Below are 24,760 nucleotides of genomic sequence, written 5' to 3' on the forward strand. Positions count from 1 at the left end.
GCATAGACTGCACTCCTACGCATAACAGCTGAGGAGAATTCCATGGGTTTGCTGATCGAAGGACGCTGGCATGACCAGTGGTACGCCAGCGGCAAGGACGGGTCTTTCCAACGAAAACAGGCCCAGCGGCGCCACTGGGTCACCGCCGATGGCCGCCCCGGGCCCAGCGGCGAAGGCGGCTTCGCGGCCGAAGCCGGGCGTTACCACCTTTATGTTTCGCTGGCCTGCCCCTGGGCCCATCGCACCTTGATCGTGCGCCAGCTCAAGGGCCTGGAGAGCCTGGTGGAGGTGTCGGTGGTGAGCTGGTTGATGCGCGAGCATGGCTGGACCTTCGACCCGTCCCAAGGCTCCAGCGGCGATCACCTGGACGGCCTGGATTTCCTGCACCAGCGCTATACCGCCGACACCCCGGACTATACCGGCCGCGTCACCGTGCCCTTGCTGTGGGACAAGCAGCAGCGGCGCATCGTCAGCAATGAGTCGGCGGAGATCATCCGCATGTTCAACAGCGCTTTCGATGGGTTGACCGGCAATCCCCTGGACCTCTATCCGCAGCCATTGCGAGCCCGTATCGACGAACTCAACGGGCGCATCTACCCGGCCCTGAACAATGGCGTGTACCGCGCCGGCTTCGCCACTTCGCAACAGGCCTACGAGGCGGCCTTCGATGAGGTGTTTGCCGAGCTGGACGCCCTGGAAGCCTTGCTCGATGACCAACGCTACCTCGCCGGCCAGTACCTGACCGAGGCGGATGTACGCCTGTTCACCACGCTGGTTCGATTCGACGCGGTGTACCACGGCCATTTCAAATGCAACCTGCGACGTATCGCCGACTACCCGAACCTGTCCAACTGGCTTCGCGAGCTGTACCAATGGCCGGGAAGTGCCGCAACCGTGGACTTTACCCATATCAAGGGGCACTACTACGCCAGCCACGCCAGCATCAACCCGACCGGCATCGTGCCCAAGGGGCCATTGCAGGATTTCGAGGGCAGCCATGATCGACAGCGCTTGAGCGGACGCGGGATATGGCGCAGAGATTGAACGCACTCGCCGCCACGATGCAGGAACACCGTGACGGCGAAACGTTTCAGGCTTGAGGCTGGGCGCCTTCGAACCAGGCCAGCTTGTCGCGCAGTTGCACCACTTCGCCAACGATCACCAGGGTTGGAGCATGGACCTCGTGCTCCGCCACCAGGGCCGGCAGGTCCGCCAGGGTTCCGGTGAAGACTCGCTGGTTGCTGGTGGTGCCCTGCTGGATCAGCGCCGCCGGGGTGCTGGCAGCACGACCGTGCTTGACCAACTGCTCGCAGATGACCGGCAGTCCCACCAGGCCCATGTAGAACACCAGGGTCTGGGCCGGCGCCACCAGGTCGGCCCACGGCAGGTTGGTGGTGCCATCCTTGAGGTGACCGGTGACGAAACGTACCGATTGCGCATAGTCGCGGTGGGTCAGCGGAATCCCGGCGTAGGCCGAGCAACCACTGGCCGCGGTAATCCCCGGCACCACCTGGAAGGCGATGCCCTGGGCCGCCAGTTCCTCGATCTCCTCGCCACCACGGCCGAAGATGAACGGATCACCGCCCTTGAGCCGTACCACACGCTTGCCCTGCCGGGCCAGGTCCACCAGTTGCTGGTTGATCTGGTCCTGGGGCACCGCATGGTCGGCACGACGCTTGCCCACATAGATGCGCTCAGCGTCGCGCCGGCACAACTCGAGGATGGCCGGGGCCACCAGGCGATCGTAGAGCACCACATCAGCCTGCTGCATCAGGCGCAGGGCACGGAAGGTCAGCAGGTCCGGATCACCCGGGCCGGCTCCCACCAGGTACACCTCGCCCTGGGCACTGGGTGCTTGGCCGGCGATCCGCGCTTGCAGCAAGCGCTCGGCCTCGGCCCCTTGCCCGGCCAGTTGGCGGTCGGCGACAGGCCCCTGGAATACCTCTTCCCAGAACGCTCGGCGCTGCTGCACATCCGGGAACAGGTTCTTGACCTGGGTTCGAAAACGCGCGGCCAGGCCGGCCAGCTGGCCGTAGGTAGACGGGATCCAGGTTTCCAGCTTGGCCCGGATCAACCGCGCCAGCACCGGCGCATCGCCGCCACTGGAGACCGCGATGACCAAGGGTGAGCGATCGACAATGGCCGGGAAAATCACGCTGCACAGGGCTGGCGCATCCACCACGTTGACCGGCAGGCAACGCCGATGGGCATCGGCGGACACCTGGGCATTAAGGGACTGGTCGTCGGTGGCGGCGATGATCAGGGCGCAGCCGTCGAGATCCGCCTCGGCGTAGCCACGCAACAGCGATTCACCGCCGCTGGCGACGATCAACTCCTGCAATTGCGCTTCTATTTCAGGTGCGACCACCCGCAGCTGCGCACCGGCATCGGCCAGCAGACGGGACTTGCGCAAGGCAATCTCCCCTCCACCGACCACCAACACACGACTGCCGCGAAGCTTGTGAAACAGCGGCAGAAATTCCATTTAGCCGATGACCTCGACACCACCCATGTAAGGCTTGAGTACATCCGGCACGCGGATCGAACCGTCGGCCTGCTGATAGTTCTCCAGCACGGCTACCAGGGTCCGGCCTACGGCCAGGCCGGAACCGTTGAGGGTGTGCACCAGCTCCGGCTTGCCGGTTTCCGGGTTGCGGAAGCGCGCCTGCATGCGGCGGGCCTGGAAGTCGCCACAGTTGGAGCACGAGGAGATCTCGCGGTACTTGTCCTGGCTCGGAACCCAGACTTCCAGGTCGTAGGTCTTGAGCGCGCTGAAGCCCATGTCGCCGGTGCACAAGGCCAGTACCCGGTACGGCAGTTGCAGCAGCTGCAGGACCTTCTCGGCGTTGGCGGTCAGGCCTTCCAGGGCATCCATGGAGGTGGATGGCTCCACCACCTGGACCATCTCGACCTTGTCGAACTGGTGCTGGCGGATCATGCCGCGGGTGTCGCGGCCCGATGCGCCAGCTTCACTGCGGAAGCATGGGGTATGGGCGACGAACTTCAACGGCAGCTGCTTGGGATCGAGGATCTCGCCAGCGACGATGTTGGTCAGGGACACTTCGGCGGTCGGAATCAGGTACAGATCGGCCTCGCCTTCGCGAGTGATCTTGAACAGGTCTTCCTCGAATTTCGGCAACTGGCTGGTGCCTACCAGGGCCGGGGCTTGCACCAGGTACGGGGTATAGGCCTCTTCGTAGCCGTGCTCGCCGGTGTGCAGGTTGATCATGAACTGCGCCAGGGCGCGATGCAGGCGGGCGATGGGGCCGCGCAGCAGGGCGAAACGCGCGCCCGAGAGCTTGGCGGCGGTTTCAAAATCCAGCCAGCCATGGGTTTCGCCCAGGGCCACGTGGTCCTTGATCGGGAAGTCGAAGCTGGCCGGGGTGCCCCAGCGGCGCACTTCGACGTTGCCGTCTTCATCTTCGCCTAGCGGCACCGACTCGTGAGGCAGGTTGGGAATGCCGAACAGGATCGAATCCAGTTCGCCCTGGATGCTTTCCAGCTCGGCCTTGCCGGAGGTCAGCTCGTTCCCCATGCGCTCGACGTCGGCCATCAGCGGGGCGATGTCTTCGCCGCGCTGCTTGGCCTGACCGATGGACTTGGAGCGCGCGTTACGTTCGGCCTGCAGTTGCTCGGTGCGGGTCTGCACGGTCTTGCGCTGTTCTTCCAGCGCCTCGATGCGTGCCACATCCAGGGCGAAGCCGCGGGATGCCAGGCGATCCGCTACGTCCTGAAGGTTGCTACGTAACAGTTTGGAATCGAGCATGTCGTTCTCTCGTTTATCAAAGTTTGGTCAGGGACAGGCCAGCCCAGGTGGCGAGCAGCCCGCCGAATACACTCAGCGCCGCGTAGCCCAGGGCCAGCGCCACTTGTCCGCTTTCCAGCAGACGCACGGTATCCAGTGAAAAGGATGAAAAAGTCGTCAGGCCGCCGAGGAAACCGACGATCAATCCGGCACGCACTTCGATCGGCACTTCCGGACGGATCAGGAACAGTCCGTATAGCACGCCGATCAGCAGGCAGCCCACGATATTAACGGCCAGCGTCGCGGTATAGAAGTGCCGCGGCCAATTGGCGCTGATCCAGTTGCCAGTGGCGAAACGCAACAGGGTGCCGGCCACACCGCCGGCACAAACCGCGAGGATCAACGGGATCAAGGTTTTCTCCGCTGCAGGGGGCTGGCCCGGTCGAGCGCAGCCAGGTGCTTGAGCTTCTCGCCGATCTTCAGTTCCAGACCACGGGGCACCGGCTGGTAGAGGGCCAGGGGTTCGAGTTCCTCGGGGAAATAGTCCTCGCCGGCAGCGTAGGCATCCGGCTCATCGTGGGCGTAGCGATATTCGTCGCCATAACCGAGCTGCTTCATCAGCTTGGTCGGGGCATTGCGCAGGTGGATCGGCACTTCCAGCGAACCGTGCTCGGCAGCGGCCCGCATGGCCGCCTTGAACCCCATGTATACGGCGTTGCTCTTCGGCGCGCAGGCCAGGTAGGTAATAGCCTGGGCCACGGCCAACTCGCCCTCGGGACTGCCCAGGCGCTCTTGCACATCCCAGGCCGCCAGGCACAGGCTCAGGGCCCGGGGGTCGGCGTTGCCAATATCCTCGCTGGCCATGCGCACCACGCGCCGGGCCAGGTACAGCGGGTCGCAGCCGCCGTCGAGCATGCGGGCGAACCAGTACAGGGCACCATCGGGGTTGGAACCGCGCACCGACTTGTGCAACGCGGAGATCTGGTCGTAGAAGGCCTCCCCTCCCTTGTCGAAGCGTCGGCGGGTATCCCCCAGCAGGCTCTGCAACAGCTCGGTTCCAATCTCGCCACCGTCTTCGGCCAGGTCCGAAGCATTTTCCAAGAGGTTGAGCATGCGCCGGCCATCGCCGTCGGCGGCCGACAGCAGCATCTGCAAGCCTTCGTCACTGAGGCTCAGCTGGCGCTTGCCCAAGCCCTTTTCCTCGCTCAGGGCACGCTGCACCAGGCTACCCAGGGCCGCTTCATCCAGGCTCTTGAGTACATAGACCCGGGCCCGGGAGAGCAGCGCGTTATTGAGTTCGAAGGAAGGATTCTCGGTGGTGGCACCGATGAAGATCAGGGTGCCGTCTTCCACATAGGGCAGGAAGGCATCTTGCTGGGACTTGTTGAAACGATGCACTTCATCGACGAAGAGGATGGTCCGCCGACCGTATTGCCCGGCCTGCTGCTTGGCGATGTCCACCGCCTGGCGAATCTCCTTGACCCCAGCCAGCACCGCGGAAACCGTTTCGAAATGCGCATCGGACACCTCCGCCAGGAGTCGTGCCAGGGTGGTCTTGCCCACGCCTGGCGGCCCCCAGAAGATCATCGAGTGCAGGGCGCCCTGCTCCAAGGCCTCGCGCAGCGGCTTGCCCCGGGCCAGCAGGTGCTGCTGGCCGACATACTCATCCAGGTTGGTCGCACGCAAGCGGGCGGCCAGGGGCTGGGCGATCGGGGCACTACGAAACAGGTCCATGGGTTACCTTCAAGCCTGCGGGCAAAGCCTTATTCTTGGATCACGTCGGCACCCTTGGGGATGTCGAACTTGAACTTGGAGGCCGGGATCGATTCGTTGGCCTTGACCCCGGTGAACAGGATATTGGTGCGCTGGCCGACACTGTCGATCAACTGCATGTCATTGATCATACCGTTGCGAAACGACAGGCGCAGGCTGTCGAACAGCGTATCGCGGGTCTTGGGCTTGAGGACGAAGTCCATCACGCCACCGGCTTCCTTGGAAGTGATGTCGAAGCTTTCGCTGATCTTCGACACATCGCCGGAGAGCAGCAGGGCCGGGGTCTGGGTCAGGCGCTGGTCGAGCTTCTTGATGGTCACCTGCTCCAGGTCAGGGTCCCAGAGCGAAACCTTCTGGCCATCGGAAACCATCAACTGCTCCTGGGGAGCATCGGTGTGCCAGTAGAACAGCCCAGGACGCTGCAGGGACATCTCGCCCGCGGTTTCCTGCAACTGGGTGCCGCTGCCGTCGAGGGTCAGTTGCGAGAAACGCGCACTCAGGGTCTGGGATTTTTCCAGCAACTGGGTCAGGCGGGCCACGTCTTTCGGGTCGGCATGGGCCGACAAGGTGGTCACGGCCAGTACCGGCAGCAGCAACATGCGGATCAGGCGCATGGGATTCCTCATTAAGATGGATGGGTGTACAAGCGGCGTGGTCCCACGCCGCTGATATCAGAACCGGGATCAGTCGCGCGAAGGGCCGGGGGCCAGCACTTCTCGGGAGCCGTTGGTGTTCATCGCCGTCACCACGCCGGCCATTTCCATGGCCTCGATCATCCGGGCGGCGCGGTTGTAGCCGATCTTGAGCTTGCGCTGGACCGCGGAAATGGAAGCCCGGCGGCTCTCCAGCACGAACTGTACCGCTTCGTCGTAGAGCGCGTCGGCTTCCGGATCATCGCCATCACCACCGCCGCTGCTACCTTCGAAGCCACTGCCGGCCTCTTCGACGCCATTGAGAATGTCGTCGTTGTATTCCGGAGCGCCGCGCAGTTTCCAGGCCTCGACTACACGATGCACTTCATCGTCGGATACGAAGGCGCCATGGACCCGGATCGGCAGGCTGGTACCGGGCGGCATGTAGAGCATGTCACCGTGGCCCAGCAGCTGCTCGGCGCCACCCTGGTCGATGATGGTCCGCGAGTCGATCTTGCTCGACACCTGGAACGCCATGCGGGTCGGGATGTTGGCCTTGATCAGGCCGGTGATCACATCCACCGACGGCCGCTGGGTCGCCAGGATCAGGTGGATACCGGCGGCCCGGGCCTTCTGGGCGATACGGGCGATCAGCTCTTCGACCTTCTTGCCGACGATCATCATCATGTCGGCGAACTCGTCCACCACCACCACGATGGTGGGCAGCTTGTTCAGCAACGGCGCTTCGTCGTGGATGCTCTCGCGGTTGTACAGCGGGTCGGACAGCGGCGTGCCGGCATCGATAGCTTCCTTGACCTTGGCATTGAAGCCCGAGAGGTTACGCACCCCCATCTTGGCCATGAGCTTGTAGCGCCGCTCCATCTCCGCCACGCTCCAGCGCAGGGCGTTGGCCGCGTCCTTCATGTCGGTGACCACCGGGCACAGCAGGTGCGGGATGCCTTCGTAGATCGACAGTTCGAGCATCTTCGGGTCGATCATGATCAGCTTGGCGTCTTCCGGCCCGGACTTGAACAGGATCGACAGGATCATCGCGTTGACCCCCACCGACTTACCGGAACCGGTGGTACCGGCCACCAGCAGGTGCGGCATCTTCGCCAGGTCGGTGATGATCGGCTTGCCGCCGATGTCGTGGCCCAGGGCCAGGGTGACCGGGGACTTGAAGTTGTCGTATTCCGGAGTGGAGAGTACTTCGGAGAACCGCACGATCTGCCGGTCTTCGTTGGGAATCTCGATGCCCACGGTGGTCTTGCCGGGAATCACTTCCACCACCCGCACGCTGGTCACGGCCAGGGAACGGGCCAAGTCCTTCGCCAGGTTGGCAATGCGGCTGACCTTGACCCCGGCCGCTGGCTGGATCTCGTAGCGGGTAATCACCGGCCCTGGGTGGATGGAGTCCACCGCGACCTCGACCCCGAACTCCTTGAGCTTGATCTCCAGCAAGTGGCCGACGGCCGCCAGGGACTCGGGGGAGTAGTTGAGCTGTTTCTTTTCCGCAGGGTCGAGGATCGAGATCGGCGGCAAGGTGCCTTCCACCGCGCTGTCGATGAACAGCGGTACCTGCTTTTCCTTCTGCACCCGCTTGCTCGGCTCCGGCGCCTTGGTGACTACCGGGGTGATCACCGGTGGCACCTGCTTCTCGCGCTCGGACATGTGCTTGCTCAGGGCCTGCTCGCGCTCGATCAGGCGCTCCTTGACCTTGGCCTGCTCGCGCTTGTCGGCAACGTTCGGGGTCACGACTTCGTCGACCCGGGCATCCACCTCGCGCAGTTGCGCCACCAGTTGCTTGCGCTCCATGCGTGCGTCCCACCAGCGATTGGCGGCGCCATGGAACAACTCGAACAGGTCGAGGGTGATCTTGCCGGTGACATCCATGACCTTGAACCAGGAAAGGTCGGTGAACACCGTCAAGCCAAACAGGAACAGGGCGATGAACATCAGGGTGCTGCCCTGCACGTTCAGGGCATTCTTGGCCAGGTCGCCCAGGCTCTCGCCCAAGGCGCCGCCGGCACCGGCCGGCAAGCCCGTGGCGGCATGGAAATGGATATGCGCCAGCGCGGCCCCGGACAGGACCAGGAACACCAGGCCGATCAGTCGCCAGGAAAACAGCCAGCCGCTCCACTGCCAGGGCTCATGGCGTTGGCGGAAAATCTGGTAAGTCTTGACCGCCAGCAGCAGCGGGAAGATATAAGCGAAATACCCCAGCACCATGAACAGCATGTCGGCGCTGTAGGAGCCGGCAGGACCACCAAAATTCTGCACATCCTCGATCTTGCTGTTATGGCTCCAACCCGGGTCGTCCTTACCGTAGGTCAAAAGCGCCATCATCAAGAACAGGCACAGGGCTCCAATGGCGATCAACGCACCTTCCTTGAGTCGGTAGTGCAATTGTTGTCGCCAGAGCGGAACTACAGGTTTGGGTGCTGCGGTGGATTTCTTCAAAACGCGTCTTTTCCTGCGCCAAGGGCGCGTCCAACGGGTGATTGACTACAAGATACTGCTCAATCCGAGCAGGTAAATAAAGTTGACCGGCGTAACTGGGGCTACTTTTAACACTCTGCCCCTTGCTTCTGAAACAGTGCAATTCTGAATAAGCCTGTTACATCGTCGCATTGTACGGGTTTGTTCAAGCCATGCCACGCTAGGACGCTCTTCCCGGCATGGCCAGCGGCCTGTCACGTACTGTTCAATTGGAGCATGCATTCTCTTTTGTGACAAAGGCTTATGAGGTGTTTTTTATGAACGAAGCGAAGCATTCACGCCTGATCATTCTGGGCTCCGGCCCTGCCGGTTACAGCGCCGCCGTCTATGCCGCTCGCGCCAACCTCAAACCGACCGTCATCACCGGCCTGCAAGCTGGCGGGCAACTGACCACTACCACTGAAGTGGACAACTGGCCCGGCGATGTCGAGGGCCTGACCGGCCCGGTTTTGATGGAGCGCATGCAAAAACATGCCGAGCGCTTCGACACCCAGATCGTCTATGACCACATTCATACCGCCCAGTTGCAAAAACGCCCGTTCATCCTCATTGGCGACAGCGGCACCTATAGCTGCGACGCCCTGATCATCGCCACCGGAGCCTCGGCGCAGTACCTGGGCCTGCCCTCGGAGGAGGCCTTTGCCGGCAAAGGGGTTTCAGCCTGCGCCACCTGCGACGGCTTTTTCTATCGCAATCAGGTCGTCGCGGTGGTTGGCGGCGGCAATACGGCCGTGGAAGAAGCCCTCTACCTGTCGAATATCGCCCGGGAAGTGCACCTGGTACACCGTCGCGACAAGCTGCGGGCGGAGAAGATCCTGCAAGACAAACTGTTCGACAAGGCCGCTAACGGCAATATCCGCCTGCATTGGAACCAGCACCTGGATGAGGTCCTGGGAGACGCCAGCGGTGTCACCGGGGCCCGGCTCAAGGACAGCCAAAGCGGCGCGACCACGGACCTGGCGCTGTCGGGGGTCTTCATCGCCATCGGCCACAAGCCCAATACCGACCTGTTCAAGGATCAACTACAGATGCGCGATGGCTACCTGCTGATCAAGGGTGGCAGCGAAGGCAACGCCACGGCCACGGGCATCGAAGGCGTATTCGCCGCTGGCGATGTGGCCGACCATGTCTACCGCCAGGCCATCACCTCTGCCGGCGCTGGCTGCATGGCGGCCCTGGATGCGGAAAAATTCCTCGACGACAACTGAGTCCTCGCCCTACGCTTGTGGCGGGCCATCACAGGCTCGCCACCGCCCTCCCCTACCGCAAGCCTGAATACCATGCTGACCTGGCTACAACGCAACAACCTTGTCTTCCCCCCACTGGAAAAAGCCATGCGCGAACCCAACGGGCTGTTGGCCGCCGGTGGCGACCTGTCCGCCGAACGCCTGGTCCAAGCCTATCGCCACGGCTGTTTTCCATGGTTTTCCGAAGGCCAGCCGATCCTCTGGTGGTCGCCCGACCCGCGTACAGTGCTGTTTCCAGATGAACTGCATGTTTCCCGCAGCCTGGGCAAACTGCTGCGCAAACAACGCTACCAGGTCACCTTCGACCAGGATTTCGCGGGGGTAATCAGTGCCTGCGCCGAACCCCGGGCCTATGCCGATAGCACCTGGATCAGCCAGGCAATGCAACAGGCCTACTTGCGCCTGCACCAGCAAGGCCACGCCCACTCGGTGGAAGTCTGGGACCAGGGCACCCTGGTGGGCGGCCTGTATGGACTGGCAATGGGCCAACTGTTCTTTGGCGAATCGATGTTCAGCCGTGCCGACAATGCCTCGAAGTTCGGCTTCGCCACCCTGGTGGAGCGACTGAAGGCGTGGGGTTTCGTACTGATCGACTGCCAGATGCCCACTGAACACTTGCATAGCCTGGGAGCCCGCGCCATTACCCGCCTGGAGTTCGCCGGCTACCTGAGGCACCACCTGGATCAACCGAGCAGCGCCACATGGCTTTCCTAGGCGGGCTTGGCGGCGGTGGCTTACACTTAATTCCAAAGCTTATCCCGAGGGTTGACTCATGACCGAGTTGGCGCGCCTGAAGTTTTATGCCACTCAACCCCATTCTTGCAGCTACCTGCCCGGCGAACAGGCCACCACCTTGTTCCTCGATCCCAGCCAGCCCATGGACGTGCACGTCTACGCGGACCTTTCGGAAATGGGGTTTCGGCGCAGCGGCGATCATCTGTATCGCCCCCATTGCCAAAACTGCAACGCCTGCGTACCTGCACGCATTCCGGCTGCACAGTTCCTGCCCAACCGCCAGCAAAAGCGCATCCTCAAGCGCAACAGCGACCTGAGCGTCCTGGCGACCAAGCCCAGCTTCAGCGAAGAGTACTTCGACCTGTATCGCCGCTATATCGAGCAACGTCATGCCGATGGCGACATGTTCCCCCCCAGCCGCGACCAATTCGCCACATTCCTGGTGCGCGACCTGCCCTTTTCTCGCTTCTATGAGTTCCGCCTGGAGGGACGACTGCTGGCCGTGGCCGTCACCGACCTGCTGCCCAACGGCCTATCGGCGGTGTACACCTTCTATGAACCCGACGAAGAGCGTCGCAGCCTCGGACGCTACGCGATCCTCTGGCAGATCGGCGAGACCCTGCGCCAGGGGCTGGATGCGGTCTATCTTGGCTACTGGATCAAGAACTGCAAAAAAATGAACTACAAGACCCAATATCGCCCCATCGAGCTGCTGATCAACCAGAGATGGGTGATCCTGAACTAGAAGGTCTTGGCTTGAACCCCACTTTTCGGGCACAATGCACGCCGCTTTTGCCTGGCGCAGTTGCACCGGGCCATTAACTGGACACCGAGGGCTTTACTGCATGTCGAAAGAAGACAGCTTCGAAATGGAAGGCACTGTCGTCGACACCCTGCCCAACACCATGTTTCGCGTGGAGTTGGAAAATGGGCACGTCGTAACCGCGCATATCTCCGGCAAGATGCGCAAGAACTACATTCGTATTCTTACCGGTGACAAGGTGCGCGTCGAGCTGACGCCCTATGACTTGAGCAAAGGGCGCATCACTTACCGCGCCCGCTAAGCGATTAATACAAGACGCCCGGCGATGCCGGGCGTTTTTGTTGGCGTCGAAACAACCGCCAGGGTCTCGTCATGAATCCTGGCCATCAAATCCCAGACAGCACAAAGGCACCTTTCGGTGCCTTTGGCGTTTCTGGATGACCTGTACGAGTATCAGGCCATTTCCGCAGTGGTCTCGAAATCGAAGACCAGCTCGCCATCCTTGATGTCGATGTGCACTACACCGCCATGGTCGGACAACTCGCCAAACAGGATTTCCTCGGCCAATGGACGCTTGATCTTGTCCTGGATCAGGCGCGCCATCGGACGCGCACCCATGGCCACATCGTAGCCACCGGCGGCCAGCCAGCTGCGAGCAGCATCGGTCACTTCCAGCTGCACGCGCTTGTCTTCCAACTGCGCCTGGAGCTCGGTAAGGAACTTGTCCACCACGCTCTTGATCACTTCATGACTCAGGCGACCAAACTGGATAATGGTATCCAGGCGGTTGCGGAACTCCGGCGTGAAGCTCTTCTTGATCACTTCCATGGCATCGGAAGAGTGATCCTGATGAGTGAAACCGATAGAGGCTCGCGCCGCGGTTTCGGCACCGGCGTTGGTGGTCATGATGATGATCACATTGCGGAAGTCCGCCTTGCGCCCGTTGTTATCGGTCAGGGTTCCGTGATCCATGACCTGCAGGAGCAGGTTGAAGACTTCCGGATGGGCCTTCTCGATCTCGTCGAGCAGCAGCACGCAGTGCGGTTGCTTGGTGATGGCCTCGGTCAGCAGCCCGCCCTGGTCGAAACCGACATAACCGGGGGGCGCACCGATCAGGCGCGACACGGTATGCCGCTCCATGTACTCGGACATGTCGAAACGTACCAGCTCGATCCCCATGGCCTTGGCCAATTGCCGCGCCGCTTCGGTCTTGCCGACACCGGTAGGGCCGGCGAACAGAAATGAACCGACTGGTTTGTCCGGCGACTTCAGGCCCGCACGGGACAGCTTGATCGCGGTGGCCAACGAATCGATCGCCGCATCCTGGCCGAACACCGTCAACTTGAGGTCGCGCTCGAGGTTGCGCAGCAGCTCCTTATCGGAACTGGTGACATGTTTCGGCGGAATACGGGCAATTTTCGCCACGATATCTTCGACCTGCGCCACTTCGATGCGCTTCACGCGCTTCTCGGCCGGCTGCAGGCGCTGGAAGGCGCCCGCCTCGTCGATGACGTCGATGGCCTTGTCCGGCATATGACGGTCGTTGATGTAGCGCGAGGCCAACTCCGCCGCTGCGCGCAGGGCTTCATCGCTGTACTCAATACTGTGGTGCTGCTCGAAGCGCGCCTTGAGTCCGCGCAAGATGCCAATCGTGTCCTCGACCGAGGGCTCGGTGACATCAACTTTCTGGAAGCGCCGAGCCAAGGCCCGATCCTTCTCGAAAATCCCGCGAAATTCCTGGAACGTGGTCGAACCGATGCAACGGATATCACCCGAGGACAGCAGCGGCTTGAGCAGGTTCGACGCATCCATCACGCCGCCGGACGCGGCGCCGGCCCCGATGATGGTATGGATTTCATCGATGAACAGGATCGCTTGCGGGCGCTTCTTCAACTCACCCAGCAATGCCTTGAAGCGCTTCTCGAAGTCGCCCCGGTACTTGGTACCAGCGAGCAAGGCGCCAAGATCCAGGGAATAGACCACGCTATTGCTCAGCAGGTCAGGCACCTGGTTATCGACAATGCGCTTGGCCAGGCCTTCGGCGATGGCGGTCTTGCCCACGCCTGCCTCACCCACCAGCAATGGATTGTTCTTGCGCCGGCGAGCCAGGATCTGCGCCACGCGCTCGACTTCATGCTCTCGACCCACCAATGGATCGATTCGCCCCTGGCGGGCCAGTTCGTTGAGATTGCTGGCATAGGCATCCAGCGGATTGCCAGAGGAGGAAGGTTCGCCACCCTCCTCGTCCTGCATTTCCTGCTCACCTTCGGAATGATCGCCATGCCCCGGCACCTTGGAAATGCCATGGGCGATATAGTTGACCACGTCGATACGGGCAACGCTCTGCTGCTTGAGCAGGAACACGGCCTGGCTTTCCTGCTCGCTGAAGATCGCTACCAGCACATTGGCACCGGTTACTTCACGCTTGCCCGAGCTCTGCACATGGAACACCGCGCGCTGCAATACGCGCTGGAAGCCCAGGGTTGGCTGGGTCTCGCGATCTTCATCGTGCACAGGAATCAATGGCGTGGTGGAGTCGATGAACTCCTGCAGGTCATGCTTGAGCTTGTCGAGGTTTGCTCCGCAGGCACGGAGAACAGTTGCGGCGGCCTCATTATCCAGAAGCGCCAACAAAAGATGCTCGACAGTCATGAACTCATGACGCTTCGAACGAGCTTCCTTGAAGGCGAGATTGAGGGTGACTTCGAGCTCGCGGTTTAACATAGCTTCACCTCATACCCAAGTGGTCGGAGTTAACCGTCCTTCTCGATTTCACAGAGTAGCGGATGCTGGCTTTCCCTGGCGTACTGGTTGACCTGCATGGCCTTGGTCTCGGCGATGTCGCGGGTAAACAATCCACACACTGCCCGCCCTTCGGTATGGACGGCCAGCATGACCTTGGTCGCCAGCTCGCGATTCAGGTTAAAAAACATCTCGAGCACTTCGACGACGAAATCCATCGGTGTGTAGTCATCGTTGAACAAAACCACCTTGTACATTGGCGGCGCCTGCAATGCGGGCTTGGCCTCCTGTACCGCCAAGCCAGCGGAATCGTCGTCGTGCAAGTCCGGGCGATCCTGATTGAATGTTAGTCGAATCTGGCTGATTGCATGCATGGAAAGAAAGGTTCGTCAGTTGTGCAAATACAGTGGTGGGGGCGCTCTTTGAGGAATTCAACTCCGACCGCCGGGTCACCTTGACTATCGGCAAAACGGTGTTACAACCAATAGGGCCCACATTGGGTAATAAACGTCCGCGGCGTCAATCTTTTTACCAAGTTTGGCGGCGGATGAACTGGATGATACTCCAGTGATGGAGTCTGTTGCAGAGGGATATGAGTATGGCTAGCGGTAAGGTCAAGTGGTTCAACAATGCCAAGGGTTACGGCTTTATTAATGAGGAGGGCAAGAGCGATGACTTGTTTGCCCATTACTCGGCCATCGAAATGGATGGCTACAAGACCTTGAAAGCCGGACAGGCCGTGAGCTTCGAGATCATCCAAGGGCCCAAGGGACTGCATGCGGTCAAAATAAACTCCTTGAAGGCACCCGGCGAAACTGTCGCCACCGAAGTCCTTCATGAGAGCGCCTTGAGCTGATTCACCCAACATCCAGTCATAAAAAACCGGCCGATTCAAGGGATTGAATCGGCCGGTTCGTTTTGCCCGCAGCTCAGCTTACATGTGCGAGATCAGCGCATCACCGAAGGCCGAGGACGACAACAGGGTGGCACCGTCCATCAGGCGTTCGAAGTCGTAGGTCACGGTCTTGGCCGAGATAGCACCATTGGTGCCCTTGATGATCAGATCCGCCGCCTCGGTCCAGCCCATATGGCGCAGCATCATCTCGGCGGAGAGGATCAGCGAGCCCGGGTTGACCTGGTCCTTGCCGGCATACTTGGGCGCGGTACCGTGGGTCGCCTCGAACATGGCCACGGTGTCGGACAGGTTGGCGCCCGGGGCGATACCGATACCACCAACTTCCGCTGCCAGGGCGTCGGACAGGTAGTCACCGTTCAGGTTGAGGGTAGCGATCACATCGTATTCAGCCGGACGCAGCAGGATCTGCTGGAGCATGGCATCGGCGATGGCATCCTTGACGATGACGTTCTTGCCGGTTTTCGGGTTCTTGAACTGCATCCATGGACCGCCATCGAGCAAGGTCGCACCGAACTCCTCGGCCGCCACTTCATAGGCCCATTCCTTGAAGGCACCTTCGGTGAACTTCATGATGTTGCCCTTGTGCACGATGGTCAGCGAGTCGCGATCGTTGTCCACCACATACTGCAGCGCCTTGCGCGCCAGGCGCTTGGTGCCCTGCAGGGATACCGGCTTGACGCCGATGCCGCAATTCTCGTCGAAACGGATCTTGGTGACGCCCATTTCCTCTTTAAGGAACTTGATCACCTTGGTGGCCTCGGCCGAACCGGCCTTCCACTCGATACCGGCGTAGATGTCTTCGGAGTTCTCACGGAAGATGGTCATGTCCACATCGCCAGGCTTCTTCACCGGGCTGGGCACGCCTTCGAACCAGCGCACCGGACGCAGGCACACATACAGGTCCAGTTGCTGGCGCAGCGCCACGTTCAGCGAGCGAATACCGCCACCGACCGGGGTGGTCAGCGGGCCCTTGATGGAAACCACGTAGTCCTTCACCGCGTCCAGGGTTTCCTGGGGAAGCCAGGTGTCCTGGTCGTACACTTGAGTCGCTTTTTCCCCGGCATAGACTTCCATCCAGGAAATCTTGCGTTCGCCGCCGTAGGCCTTCTTAACTGCAGCATCGACAACCTTGATCATGACCGGGCTGATATCGACACCAATACCGTCGCCTTCGATGAAAGGAATAATCGGGTTGTTAGGAACATTGAGAGAATGGTCTGCGTTGACGGTGATTTTGTCGCCGACTGCTGGAACCTGAATCTTCTTGTATCCCATGCTGAACTCCGTTGTGTGGATTGAACATCTGGCTGCGTTCGAGCGTAACCCAGTTGCATCTGGACGGGAACCTCATGTTCCACCCATATGCCGCGAAAGCTGCGCAGCGCGCGGCCTACAAGCCTGAAAGCAAAGGGAAAACTGCCAAATTCGAGCACTGCAGACGACTCTACTCCGCCCCCTTGCCTGCGACCTTTAGACCAATGGACGAGCGCCCATGCCTATGAAGCGACGGCGTTTTGCTAGCTACCTATGTATAATGCCGCCGCTGACCACAGAGTCACGACGGCCGAACGCTCTGCAACCGGAAAAAGACTAGCCGAGACTGGCCGCCCAAAGCCGGGTTGTTACCGCAGCCCACCCGCTTGACGCTCGACTGATGCACCCAACATCACCGCGAAGAAACCTCGACATTCGGCTCATGGATGACCTTTGAACGAAAGCGCTTACCCGGCGCACCTCGAGTTTCTGCGCACGCTTTAGCAAAGAAGAGAGTTAATCCGAATATGCCCACCCGCTCGAAGATCATCTACACCTTCACCGACGAAGCACCCGCCCTCGCCACCTATTCCCTGCTGCCTATCGTAGAAGCCTTCACCGCTTCGGCTGATATCGCCGTGGAAACCCGCGACATCTCCCTGGCAGGCCGCATCCTCGCCAGCTTCCCCGAGCAGTTGGGCACCAAGGCCGTGCCGGACCACCTCGCCGAACTGGGCGAGCTGGCAGTCACTCCAGAAGCCAACATCATCAAGCTGCCGAACATCAGCGCCTCGGTCCCGCAACTGCAAGCGGCCATCAAGGAGCTGCAGGCCCAGGGCTATGCCCTGCCGGACTACCCGGAAAACGCCAGCACCGACGCCGAGAAAGACGCCAAGGCACGCTACGACAAGGTCAAGGGCAGCGCCGTGAACCCGGTCCTGCGTGAAGGCAACTCCGACCGCCGCGCCCCGCTGTCGGTGAAAAACTACGCCCGCAAGCACCCGCACAAGATGGGCGCCTGGGCCCAGGACTCCAAGTCCCACGTTGCCCACATGAGCAACGGCGACTTCTACGGCAGCGAAAAGGCCGCGCTGATCGAAGCCGCCGACAGCGTCAAGATCGAGTTGATTGCCCAGGACGGTACCGCCACTGTCCTGAAGGAAAAAACCAGCGTACAAGCCGGTGAGATCCTCGACTGCGCCGTGATGAGCAAGAAGGCCCTGCGCGCCTTCATCGCTGCCGAAATCGAAGATGCCAAGGCAAAGGGCGTACTGCTGTCGGTCCACCTCAAAGCCACCATGATGAAGGTCTCCGACCCGATCATGTTCGGCCAGATCGTCGCCGAGTTCTACCAGGACGCCCTGGCCAAGCACGCCCAAGTGCTGCAGGAAATCGGCTTCAACCTGAACAACGGCATCGGCGACCTGTACGCCCGCATCAAGGCCCTGCCAGCCGAGCAGCAAGCTGCGATCGAGGCTGACATCCAGGCCGTCTACGCCGCCCGCCCTGCCCTGGCCATGGTCAACTCCGACAAGGGCATCACCAACCTGCACGTGCCGAGCGACGTCATCGTCGACGCCTCGATGCCGGCCATGATCCGTGACTCCGGCAAAATGTGGGGCACCGACGGCCAGCTGCACGACACCAAGGCGGTGATCCCGGATCGCTGCTACGCCACCATCTACCAGGCAGCGATCGAAGACTGCAAGGCCAATGGCGCCTTCGACCCGACCACCATGGGCAGCGTGCCGAACGTCGGCCTGATGGCGAAAAAAGCCGAAGAGTACGGCTCCCACGACAAGACCTTCCAGATCAAGGCCGACGGCGTGGTACGCGTCACCGACAGCAAGGGCGGCCTGCTGCTGGAGCAGAAAGTCGAAGCTGGCGACATCTTCCGCATGTGCCAGACCAAGGACGCGCCGATCCAGGACTGGGTCAAGCTGGCCGTCAACCGCGCCCGCGCCAGCAGCACCCCGGCGATCTTCTGGCTCGACCCGATGCGCGCCCACGACGGCGTGATGATCGAGAAGGTCCAGGCCTACCTGAAGGACCACGACACCAGCGACCTGGACATCCGCATCATGTCGCCGGTCGAAGCCATGAAATTCACCCTGGCCCGCACCCGCGACGGCAAGGACACCATCTCGGTGACCGGCAACGTGCTGCGCGACTACCTGACCGACCTGTTCCCGATCATGGAACTGGGCACCAGTGCCAAGATGCTGTCCATCGTGCCATTGATGAACGGCGGTGGCCTGTTCGAAACCGGCGCCGGCGGCTCCGCTCCGAAGCACGTGCAACAGCTGCTGGAAGAAAACTTCCTGCGCTGGGACTCCCTGGGCGAGTTCCTGGCACTGGCCGCCTCCCTGGAGCACCTGGGCAACACCTACGACAACGCCAAGGCCCTGGTCCTGGCCAAGACCCTGGACCAGGCGACTGGCCAGTTCCTGGACAACAACAAGTCGCCATCGCGCAAAGTCGGCAACATCGACAACCGCGGCAGCCACTTCTACCTGGCACTGTACTGGGCCCAGGCCCTGGCAGCCCAGACCGAGGACGCAGCACTGCAAGCGCAGTTCGCTCCTCTGGCCAAGGCCCTGAGCGAGAACGAAGCGACCATCGTCGCCGAACTCAACGGCGTACAAGGCAAGCCAGTGGACATCGGCGGCTACTACGCAGCCAACCCTGAGCTGGTGAGCAAGGCCATGCGCCCGAGCGCCACGCTCAACGCGGCTATCGCTGCACTGGCTTAAGCCATACCGCTGTAACGCAAACCCCGGCCCCGCGCCGGGGTTTGTGCTTTCTGGACAACCCCATGCCTGCAGAAGCTTGCTCGCGAAAAGGGGCCGCGATGGGTCAGGCGAAACGCGTTACCTTCATCGCGAGCAAGCTTCGCTCCTACAGGCACGGGTGTTCGTTTTATGATGATCGCCCACTCAAACAGAGCCCTACCTATGGAATGGCAACCCCATATCACCGTCGCCACCATCGTCGAGGACCAGGGACGCTTCCTGTTCGTCGAGGAGTTCCAGGGCGACCAGGCGGTCCTCAACCAGCCCGCCGGACACCTGGACGCGAATGAAAGCCTGCTGCAGGCAGCCGTGCGCGAAACCCTTGAAGAAACCGGCTGGGACGTAGAGTTGACCGGCGTAGTGGGTATCTACCTCTACACCGCCCCCAGCAACGGCGTGACCTACCAGCGCGTGTGCTTCGCCGCCAGGCCGTTGCGCCACCACCCCGACTACCCACTGGACGACGGCATCATCGGCCCACGCTGGCTGACTCCAGAGCAATTATTGGAGCAGCGCGCCCACTGGCGCAGCGAGCTGATCCTGCAGTGCCTGGACGATTACCTGGCCGGTCACCTGCACAGCCTGGCGTTGATCCGTCCGTCGCTTTGATCGCAGTTTCCCCCTTGCAGGCGTCAGCCTGTTAGAATCCCGTCCTTTTTCCAGACACCCGTTGAATTCCTATGCGTGATCCAGCCCCTTCTGACACCCAAAAGAAGCGCGTCATTGTCGGCATGTCCGGCGGCGTGGATTCTTCCGTTTCCGCCCTCCTGCTGATGGAGCAGGGTTACCAGGTGGAAGGCCTGTTCATGAAGAACTGGGAGGAAGACGACGGAACCGAATACTGCACCGCCATGGACGACTTGGCCGACGCCCAGGCCGTCTGCGACAAGCTGGGCATCAAGCTGCACACCGCCAACTTCGCCGCCGAGTACTGGGATAACGTGTTCGAGCACTTCCTGGAGGAGTACAAGGCCGGCCGCACACCGAACCCGGACATCCTGTGCAACCGGGAAATCAAGTTCAAGGCGTTCCTGGACTACGCCATGATGCTCGGCGCCGACCTGATCGCCACCGGCCACTACGTGCGCCGCCGTGATATCGACGCTCGCACCGAGCTGCTCAAGGGCCTGGACCCGAACAAGGACCAGAGCTACTTCCTGCACGCCGTGGGCGGCGAGCAGATCGCCAAGACCCTGTTCCCGGTGGGCGAACTGGAAAAACCCGAAGTGCGCGCGATTGCCGAGAAACACGATCTGGCCACAGCAAAGAAGAAAGACTCCACCGGCATCTGCTTTATCGGTGAACGACGCTTCAGCGACTTCCTCAAGCAATACCTGCCGGCCCAGCCCGGCGAGATCAGGACCACCGAGGGTGAAGTCATCGGCCGCCACCACGGCCTGATGTACCACACCATCGGCCAGCGCCAGGGCCTGGGTATCGGCGGCCTCAAGGACGCCGGTGACGAGCCGTGGTACGTGCTGGTCAAGGACCTGGAGCACAACGAGCTGATCGTCGGCCAGGGCAATGACCACCCTTGGCTGTTCTCACGCGCTCTGCTGGCTTCCGAGATCTATTGGGTCAACCCCGTCGACCTCAGCCAGCCTCGACGCCTGACCGCCAAGGTGCGCTACCGCCAGGGCGACCAGCCCTGCACCCTGGAAAAGACCGCCAACGGCTACCGCGCCACCTTCGACGACCCGCAACGCGCGGTGACTCCGGGCCAGTCCGTGGTGTTCTACGACGGTGAAGTCTGCCTCGGCGGCGGCGTCATCGAAGTGGCCGAGCCCTGGACCAGTAAGGACCAGCGTCCATGAGCCCGATCCAGGAGCAATTGACGGCACTGGGCGGGGTATTCCTCGCCGCGGTCCTGGTGGACCGGATCGCCAAGACCGGACAAGTCAGCGAGGCCGCCCTGAGCTGCATGCTCGGCAGCCTGCTGATTCGCGACCCGAAGGACACCCTGGAAGTCTATGGCGGCGACGATATCAACCTTCGCGAAGGCTATCGCGCACTGATCGGCGCCCTCGAGCGCGACCCCAGCACGCTACAGCGCGAACCCTTGCGCTATGCCCTGTCGATGCTGGGCCTGGAGCGCCAACTGGCCAAGCGCGACGACCTGCTGGAGACCATCGGCAAGCGTCTGCCCCAGATCCAGTCCCAGGTGGAGCACTTCGGCCCGGCCCACGAGAACGTCATCGCCGCCTGTGGCGGCCTGTACCAGGACACCCTGAGCACCCTGCGCCAACGCATCCAGGTCCACGGCGACATGCGCAACCTGCAGCAGCCGAGCAATGCCTCGAAGATCCGCGCACTGCTGCTGGCCGGTATCCGCTCGGCACGCCTGTGGCGCCAACTGGGCGGCCATCGCTGGCAATTGGTGATCAGCCGGCGCAAGTTGCTCAAAGAGTTGTATCCATTGATGCGCAGCAGCTGAGCTGCGCTCGCCCTACCCGCTTTTCAAGAGCTGCGCGTAAGACGCTGGTCAGTTGGCAACGGACCGGCGGATATTTTCATGTATGATACGCGCCCCATTTCGTTGCCCGACTGTCCGAGAACACCCCATGCAGCTCTCTTCGCTCACTGCGGTTTCCCCTGTTGACGGCCGCTACGCCGGCAAAACCCAGGCCCTGCGGCCTATTTTCAGCGAATACGGCCTGATCCGTGCTCGCGCCCTCGTTGAAGTACGCTGGCTCCAGCGTCTGGCTGCCCACAACGCCATCAGCGAAGTACCGGCCTTCTCCGCCGAAGCCAACGCCGTACTCAACGCGCTGGCAGAAAACTTCACCCTTGAGCACGCCGAGCGTGTCAAGGAAATCGAGCGCACCACCAACCACGACGTCAAGGCCATCGAGTACCTGCTCAAGGAGCAAGCTGCCAAGCTGCCCGAGCTGGCCAAAGTCAGTGAGTTCATCCACTTTGCCTGCACCAGTGAAGACATCAACAACCTGTCCCACGCCCTGATGCTGCGCGAAGGCCGCGACGAAGTGATGCTGCCGCTGATGCGCCAGACCGCCAACGCCATCCGCGAACTGGCGATCCGCTTCGCAGAAGTGCCGATGCTCTCGCGCACCCATGGCCAGCCGGCTTCGCCGACTACCCTGGGCAAGGAATTGGCCAACGTGGTGTACCGCCTGGAGCGCCAGATCGCTCAGGTCGCCGCCGTACCGCTGCTGGGCAAGATCAACGGCGCCGTAGGCAACTACAACGCCCACCTGTCGGCCTATCCGGACATCGACTGGGAAGCCAACGCCCGCGCCTTCATCGAAGACGAGCTGGGCCTGGCCTTCAACCCCTACACCACGCAGATCGAACCGCACGACTACATCGCCGAGCTGTTCGACGCCATCGCCCGCTTCAATACCATCCTGATCGACTTCGACCGCGATGTCTGGGGCTACATCTCCCTGGGGTATTTCAAGCAGAAGACCATCGCTGGCGAAATCGGCTCTTCGACCATGCCGCACAAGGTCAACCCGATCGATTTCGAGAACTCCGAAGGCAACCTGGGCATCGCCAATGCGCTGTTCCAGCACCTGGCCAGCAAACTGCCAATCTCCCGCTGGCAGCGCGACCTGACCGACTCCACCGTGCTGCGCAACCTGGGCGTCGGTTTTGCCCACAGCGTGATTGCCTACGAGGCCAGCCTGAAGGGCATCAGCAAGCTGGAGCTCAATGCACAGAAAATCGCCGAGGACCTGGACGCCTGCTGGGAAGTACTGGCCGAGCCGATCCAGACTGTAATGCGTCGCTACAACATCGAAAACCCGTACGAAAAGCTCAAGGAGCTGACTCGCGGCAAAGGCATCAGCCCCGAGGCACTGCAGACTTTCATCGACGGCCTGGACATGCCAGCCGCGGCCAAGGCCGAGCTCAAGCAGCTCACCCCGGCCAACTACATCGGCAACGCCGTGGCCCAGGCTAAGCGCATCTGACGTAGCGCTTGATTTTTCGACGCCCGGCCGCGCCGGGCGTTTTTATTCCTGCTAGAAAAATACATTTTTTCAATAGGTTACACATGAATCCTGATACTCCTCTGCAACTTCTGGGCGGCCTCACCGCACGGGAATTCCTGCGTGACTACTGGCAGAAGAAACCGCTGCTGGTCCGCCAGGCAATACCTGACTTCCAAAGCCCGATCGACGCCGACGAGCTCGCCGGCCTCGCCCTGGAAGAGGAAGTCGAATCACGCCTGGTGATCGAGAACGGCGAACGCCCCTGGGAACTGCGTCGCGGCCCCTTTGCCGAAGACGAGTTCAGCAAACTGCCGGAGCGCGACTGGACCCTGCTGGTCCAGGCCGTCGACCAGTTCGTCCCAGAAGTCGCCGAGTTGCTGGAGCAGTTCCGCTTCCTGCCCAGCTGGCGCATCGACGATGTGATGATCAGCTTCGCGGCCCCGGGCGGTAACGTCGGCCCGCACTTCGACAACTACGATGTGTTCCTGCTGCAGGGCCAGGGCAAGCGCAACTGGAAAGTTGGCCAGATGTGCGACTCCGACAGCCCGCTGATGCAACATGCGGACCTGCGCATCCTCGCCGAATTCGAAGAAACCGAAAGCTGGGTACTGGAGCCGGGCGACATGCTGTACCTGCCGCCACGCCTGGCCCACTACGGCATTGCCGTGAACGACTGCATGACCTACTCGGTAGGCTTTCGCGCACCAAGCGCCGCCGAAGTGCTGACCCACTTCACCGACTTCCTCAGCCAGTTCCTGCCGGACGAAGAGCGCTACACCGACGCCGACGCACAACCGGCCATCGATCCGCACCAGATCCAGCGCGATGCACTCGATCGCCTCAAGAGCCTGCTGGCCGAACACATGAGCGACGAACGCTTGCTGCTGACCTGGTTCGGCCAGTTCATGACCGAACCTCGCTATCCAGAACTGGTAGCAGGCCCGGAGGCGCTGGAGGAAGAGGACCTGCTCGACAGCCTGGAACAGGGTGCCGTGCTGATCCGTAATCCAAGCGCACGCCTGGCCTGGTCCGAGGTGGATGAAGACTTGTTACTGTTTGCCAGCGGCCAAAGCCGCCTGCTTCCCGGTAAACTGCGCGAACTGTTGAAAATGATTTGCGCCGCTGATGCCCTGCATGTCGACAATCTTGGCCCATGGCTGGCAGATGACGATGGACGCGGCCTGCTGTGCGAACTGATCAAGCAAGGGAGCCTGGGATTTGCCGATGAATAAAATTCACGTACGTGTCGCAGACTGGCAAAGGGATAACGCCGAGATCCGGCGCATTCGTGAAGCGGTATTCATTGCCGAACAATCGGTTCCACCCGAGCTGGAGTGGGATTCCGACGACAATGGCGCCGTGCATTTCCTGGCTTTCGAAGGCGATTTCGCCATCGGCACCGCACGCCTGCTACCCGACGGTCACGTCGGCCGGGTCTCGGTGCTCAAGGACTGGCGCGGCCTGAAGGTCGGCGATGCGCTGATGCGCGCAGTGATCGACGAAGCCGAGAAGCGCGGCCTGAAGCAGCAGATGCTCAGCGCCCAGGTCCAGGCCACGCCGTTCTACGAGCGCCTGGGCTTCTCCATCGTCAGCGAGGAGTTCCTCGAAGCAGGCATCCCCCACGTCGACATGGTGCGCGGCGCCTGATAGCCCACTCGCCCACGCGTGCAACAGACGCCCCGCCATCCCCTGCGCCCTCGAGGCCTGGA

At 61.6% G+C, this 24,760-nt stretch carries 22 protein-coding genes; 13 read left to right on the plus strand and 9 right to left on the minus strand.

Annotated elements, in window-relative coordinates; all coding sequences use genetic code 11:
* The first annotated feature begins 42 nt into the window (after nucleotides 1-42).
* Nucleotides 43-1,044, plus strand: coding sequence for a glutathione S-transferase family protein (locus ATY02_RS24455; protein ID WP_068582309.1), 1,002 nt, complete (start codon nucleotides 43-45; stop codon nucleotides 1,042-1,044).
* 46 nt (nucleotides 1,045-1,090) lie between these two features.
* Here ATY02_RS24455 and cysG read toward each other — a convergent pair whose 3' ends face one another.
* The 6 genes from cysG to ATY02_RS24485 all read right to left on the minus strand — a co-directional run bounded on the left by cysG (nucleotide 1,091) and on the right by ATY02_RS24485 (nucleotide 8,610).
* A complete protein-coding gene (cysG, locus tag ATY02_RS24460) occupies nucleotides 1,091-2,485 on the minus strand; it encodes a siroheme synthase CysG (protein ID WP_068582306.1) in 1,395 nt (464 codons plus the stop codon).
* Entirely contained in the window at nucleotides 2,486-3,766 is a 1,281-nt protein-coding gene (serS, locus tag ATY02_RS24465) for a serine--tRNA ligase (RefSeq protein WP_068582303.1), read from the minus strand. It abuts the gene before it with no gap.
* Nucleotides 3,767-3,782: 16 nt separating this feature from the next.
* A complete protein-coding gene (gene crcB / locus ATY02_RS24470) occupies nucleotides 3,783-4,157 on the minus strand; it encodes a fluoride efflux transporter CrcB (RefSeq protein WP_068582300.1) in 375 nt (124 codons plus the stop codon).
* Entirely contained in the window at nucleotides 4,154-5,479 is a 1,326-nt protein-coding gene (locus ATY02_RS24475) for a replication-associated recombination protein A (RefSeq protein ID WP_068582298.1), read from the minus strand. Before ATY02_RS24475 ends, crcB begins: the two co-directional genes overlap by 4 nt.
* A gap of 29 nt (nucleotides 5,480-5,508) precedes the next feature.
* Entirely contained in the window at nucleotides 5,509-6,132 is a 624-nt protein-coding gene (gene lolA / locus ATY02_RS24480) for an outer membrane lipoprotein chaperone LolA (RefSeq protein ID WP_068582295.1), read from the minus strand.
* A gap of 69 nt (nucleotides 6,133-6,201) precedes the next feature.
* Entirely contained in the window at nucleotides 6,202-8,610 is a 2,409-nt protein-coding gene (locus tag ATY02_RS24485; protein WP_083236012.1) for a DNA translocase FtsK, read from the minus strand.
* Between the two features lie 296 nt (nucleotides 8,611-8,906).
* Here ATY02_RS24485 and trxB point away from each other — a divergent pair, with 296 nt between their 5' ends.
* The 4 genes from trxB (at nucleotide 8,907) to infA (ending at nucleotide 11,695) form a co-directional block, all read left to right on the plus strand.
* Nucleotides 8,907-9,857 carry a thioredoxin-disulfide reductase gene (gene trxB, locus ATY02_RS24490; protein WP_068582288.1) on the plus strand — a complete coding sequence of 317 codons (951 nt, stop codon included), beginning with the start codon at nucleotides 8,907-8,909 and terminating at the stop codon, nucleotides 9,855-9,857.
* Between the two features lie 72 nt (nucleotides 9,858-9,929).
* Nucleotides 9,930-10,610, plus strand: a complete 681-nt coding sequence (gene aat / locus ATY02_RS24495; protein ID WP_068582284.1) for a leucyl/phenylalanyl-tRNA--protein transferase — start codon at nucleotides 9,930-9,932, stop codon at nucleotides 10,608-10,610.
* Nucleotides 10,611-10,668: 58 nt separating this feature from the next.
* Complete coding sequence (locus tag ATY02_RS24500; RefSeq protein WP_068582281.1) at nucleotides 10,669-11,376, plus strand: arginyltransferase; 708 nt, start codon at nucleotides 10,669-10,671, stop codon at nucleotides 11,374-11,376.
* 100 nt (nucleotides 11,377-11,476) lie between these two features.
* Nucleotides 11,477-11,695: a translation initiation factor IF-1 gene (gene infA / locus ATY02_RS24505; protein WP_002553999.1), complete on the plus strand. Its 219-nt coding sequence runs from the start codon at nucleotides 11,477-11,479 to the stop codon at nucleotides 11,693-11,695.
* Nucleotides 11,696-11,847: 152 nt separating this feature from the next.
* On the opposite strand, the gene clpA is transcribed toward infA, so the two are convergent.
* Together clpA and clpS are read right to left on the minus strand one after the other, a co-directional pair.
* Nucleotides 11,848-14,118 (minus strand): ATP-dependent Clp protease ATP-binding subunit ClpA, encoded by a 2,271-nt coding sequence (clpA, locus tag ATY02_RS24510; protein ID WP_068582278.1) that lies wholly within the window; start codon nucleotides 14,116-14,118, stop codon nucleotides 11,848-11,850.
* A gap of 29 nt (nucleotides 14,119-14,147) precedes the next feature.
* Complete coding sequence (gene clpS / locus ATY02_RS24515; protein ID WP_011062173.1) at nucleotides 14,148-14,510, minus strand: ATP-dependent Clp protease adapter ClpS; 363 nt, start codon at nucleotides 14,508-14,510, stop codon at nucleotides 14,148-14,150.
* Nucleotides 14,511-14,734: 224 nt separating this feature from the next.
* On the opposite strand from clpS, the gene cspD reads away from it, so the two are divergent.
* Nucleotides 14,735-14,992 carry a cold shock domain-containing protein CspD gene (cspD, locus tag ATY02_RS24520; protein ID WP_068582275.1) on the plus strand — a complete coding sequence of 86 codons (258 nt, stop codon included), beginning with the start codon at nucleotides 14,735-14,737 and terminating at the stop codon, nucleotides 14,990-14,992.
* A 78-nt stretch (nucleotides 14,993-15,070) separates the two neighbouring features.
* On the opposite strand, the gene icd is transcribed toward cspD, so the two are convergent.
* On the minus strand, nucleotides 15,071-16,327 hold the full coding sequence (gene icd, locus ATY02_RS24525) for an NADP-dependent isocitrate dehydrogenase (RefSeq protein ID WP_011062175.1): 1,257 nt from the start codon (nucleotides 16,325-16,327) through the stop codon (nucleotides 15,071-15,073).
* Nucleotides 16,328-16,833: 506 nt separating this feature from the next.
* Here icd and ATY02_RS24530 point away from each other — a divergent pair.
* The 7 genes from ATY02_RS24530 to ATY02_RS24560 all read left to right on the plus strand — a co-directional run bounded on the left by ATY02_RS24530 (nucleotide 16,834) and on the right by ATY02_RS24560 (nucleotide 24,698).
* Nucleotides 16,834-19,059, plus strand: a complete 2,226-nt coding sequence (locus tag ATY02_RS24530; RefSeq protein ID WP_068582273.1) for an NADP-dependent isocitrate dehydrogenase — start codon at nucleotides 16,834-16,836, stop codon at nucleotides 19,057-19,059.
* A 201-nt stretch (nucleotides 19,060-19,260) separates the two neighbouring features.
* Complete coding sequence (locus tag ATY02_RS24535) at nucleotides 19,261-19,707, plus strand: NUDIX hydrolase (RefSeq protein ID WP_068582269.1); 447 nt, start codon at nucleotides 19,261-19,263, stop codon at nucleotides 19,705-19,707.
* Between the two features lie 71 nt (nucleotides 19,708-19,778).
* Nucleotides 19,779-20,912 (plus strand): tRNA 2-thiouridine(34) synthase MnmA, encoded by a 1,134-nt coding sequence (gene mnmA / locus ATY02_RS24540; RefSeq protein ID WP_068582266.1) that lies wholly within the window; start codon nucleotides 19,779-19,781, stop codon nucleotides 20,910-20,912.
* A complete protein-coding gene (hflD, locus tag ATY02_RS24545; protein ID WP_011062179.1) occupies nucleotides 20,909-21,532 on the plus strand; it encodes a high frequency lysogenization protein HflD in 624 nt (207 codons plus the stop codon). The genes mnmA and hflD overlap by 4 nt, the downstream gene beginning before the upstream one ends.
* Before the next feature lie 127 nt (nucleotides 21,533-21,659).
* The gene (gene purB / locus ATY02_RS24550; protein WP_068582263.1) at nucleotides 21,660-23,030 is read left to right on the plus strand and encodes an adenylosuccinate lyase; all 1,371 of its coding nucleotides are present in this window, start codon (nucleotides 21,660-21,662) and stop codon (nucleotides 23,028-23,030) included.
* Nucleotides 23,031-23,113: 83 nt separating this feature from the next.
* Nucleotides 23,114-24,283, plus strand: a complete 1,170-nt coding sequence (locus ATY02_RS24555; RefSeq protein WP_068582261.1) for a cupin domain-containing protein — start codon at nucleotides 23,114-23,116, stop codon at nucleotides 24,281-24,283.
* Nucleotides 24,276-24,698, plus strand: a complete 423-nt coding sequence (locus ATY02_RS24560) for a GNAT family N-acetyltransferase (RefSeq protein ID WP_058434076.1) — start codon at nucleotides 24,276-24,278, stop codon at nucleotides 24,696-24,698. The genes ATY02_RS24555 and ATY02_RS24560 overlap by 8 nt, the downstream gene beginning before the upstream one ends.
* Nucleotides 24,699-24,760 lie beyond the last annotated feature (62 nt).

It is taken from the genome of Pseudomonas sp. BIOMIG1BAC (assembly GCF_001705995.2).
Lineage (GTDB): Bacteria > Pseudomonadota > Gammaproteobacteria > Pseudomonadales > Pseudomonadaceae > Aquipseudomonas > Aquipseudomonas sessilinigenes.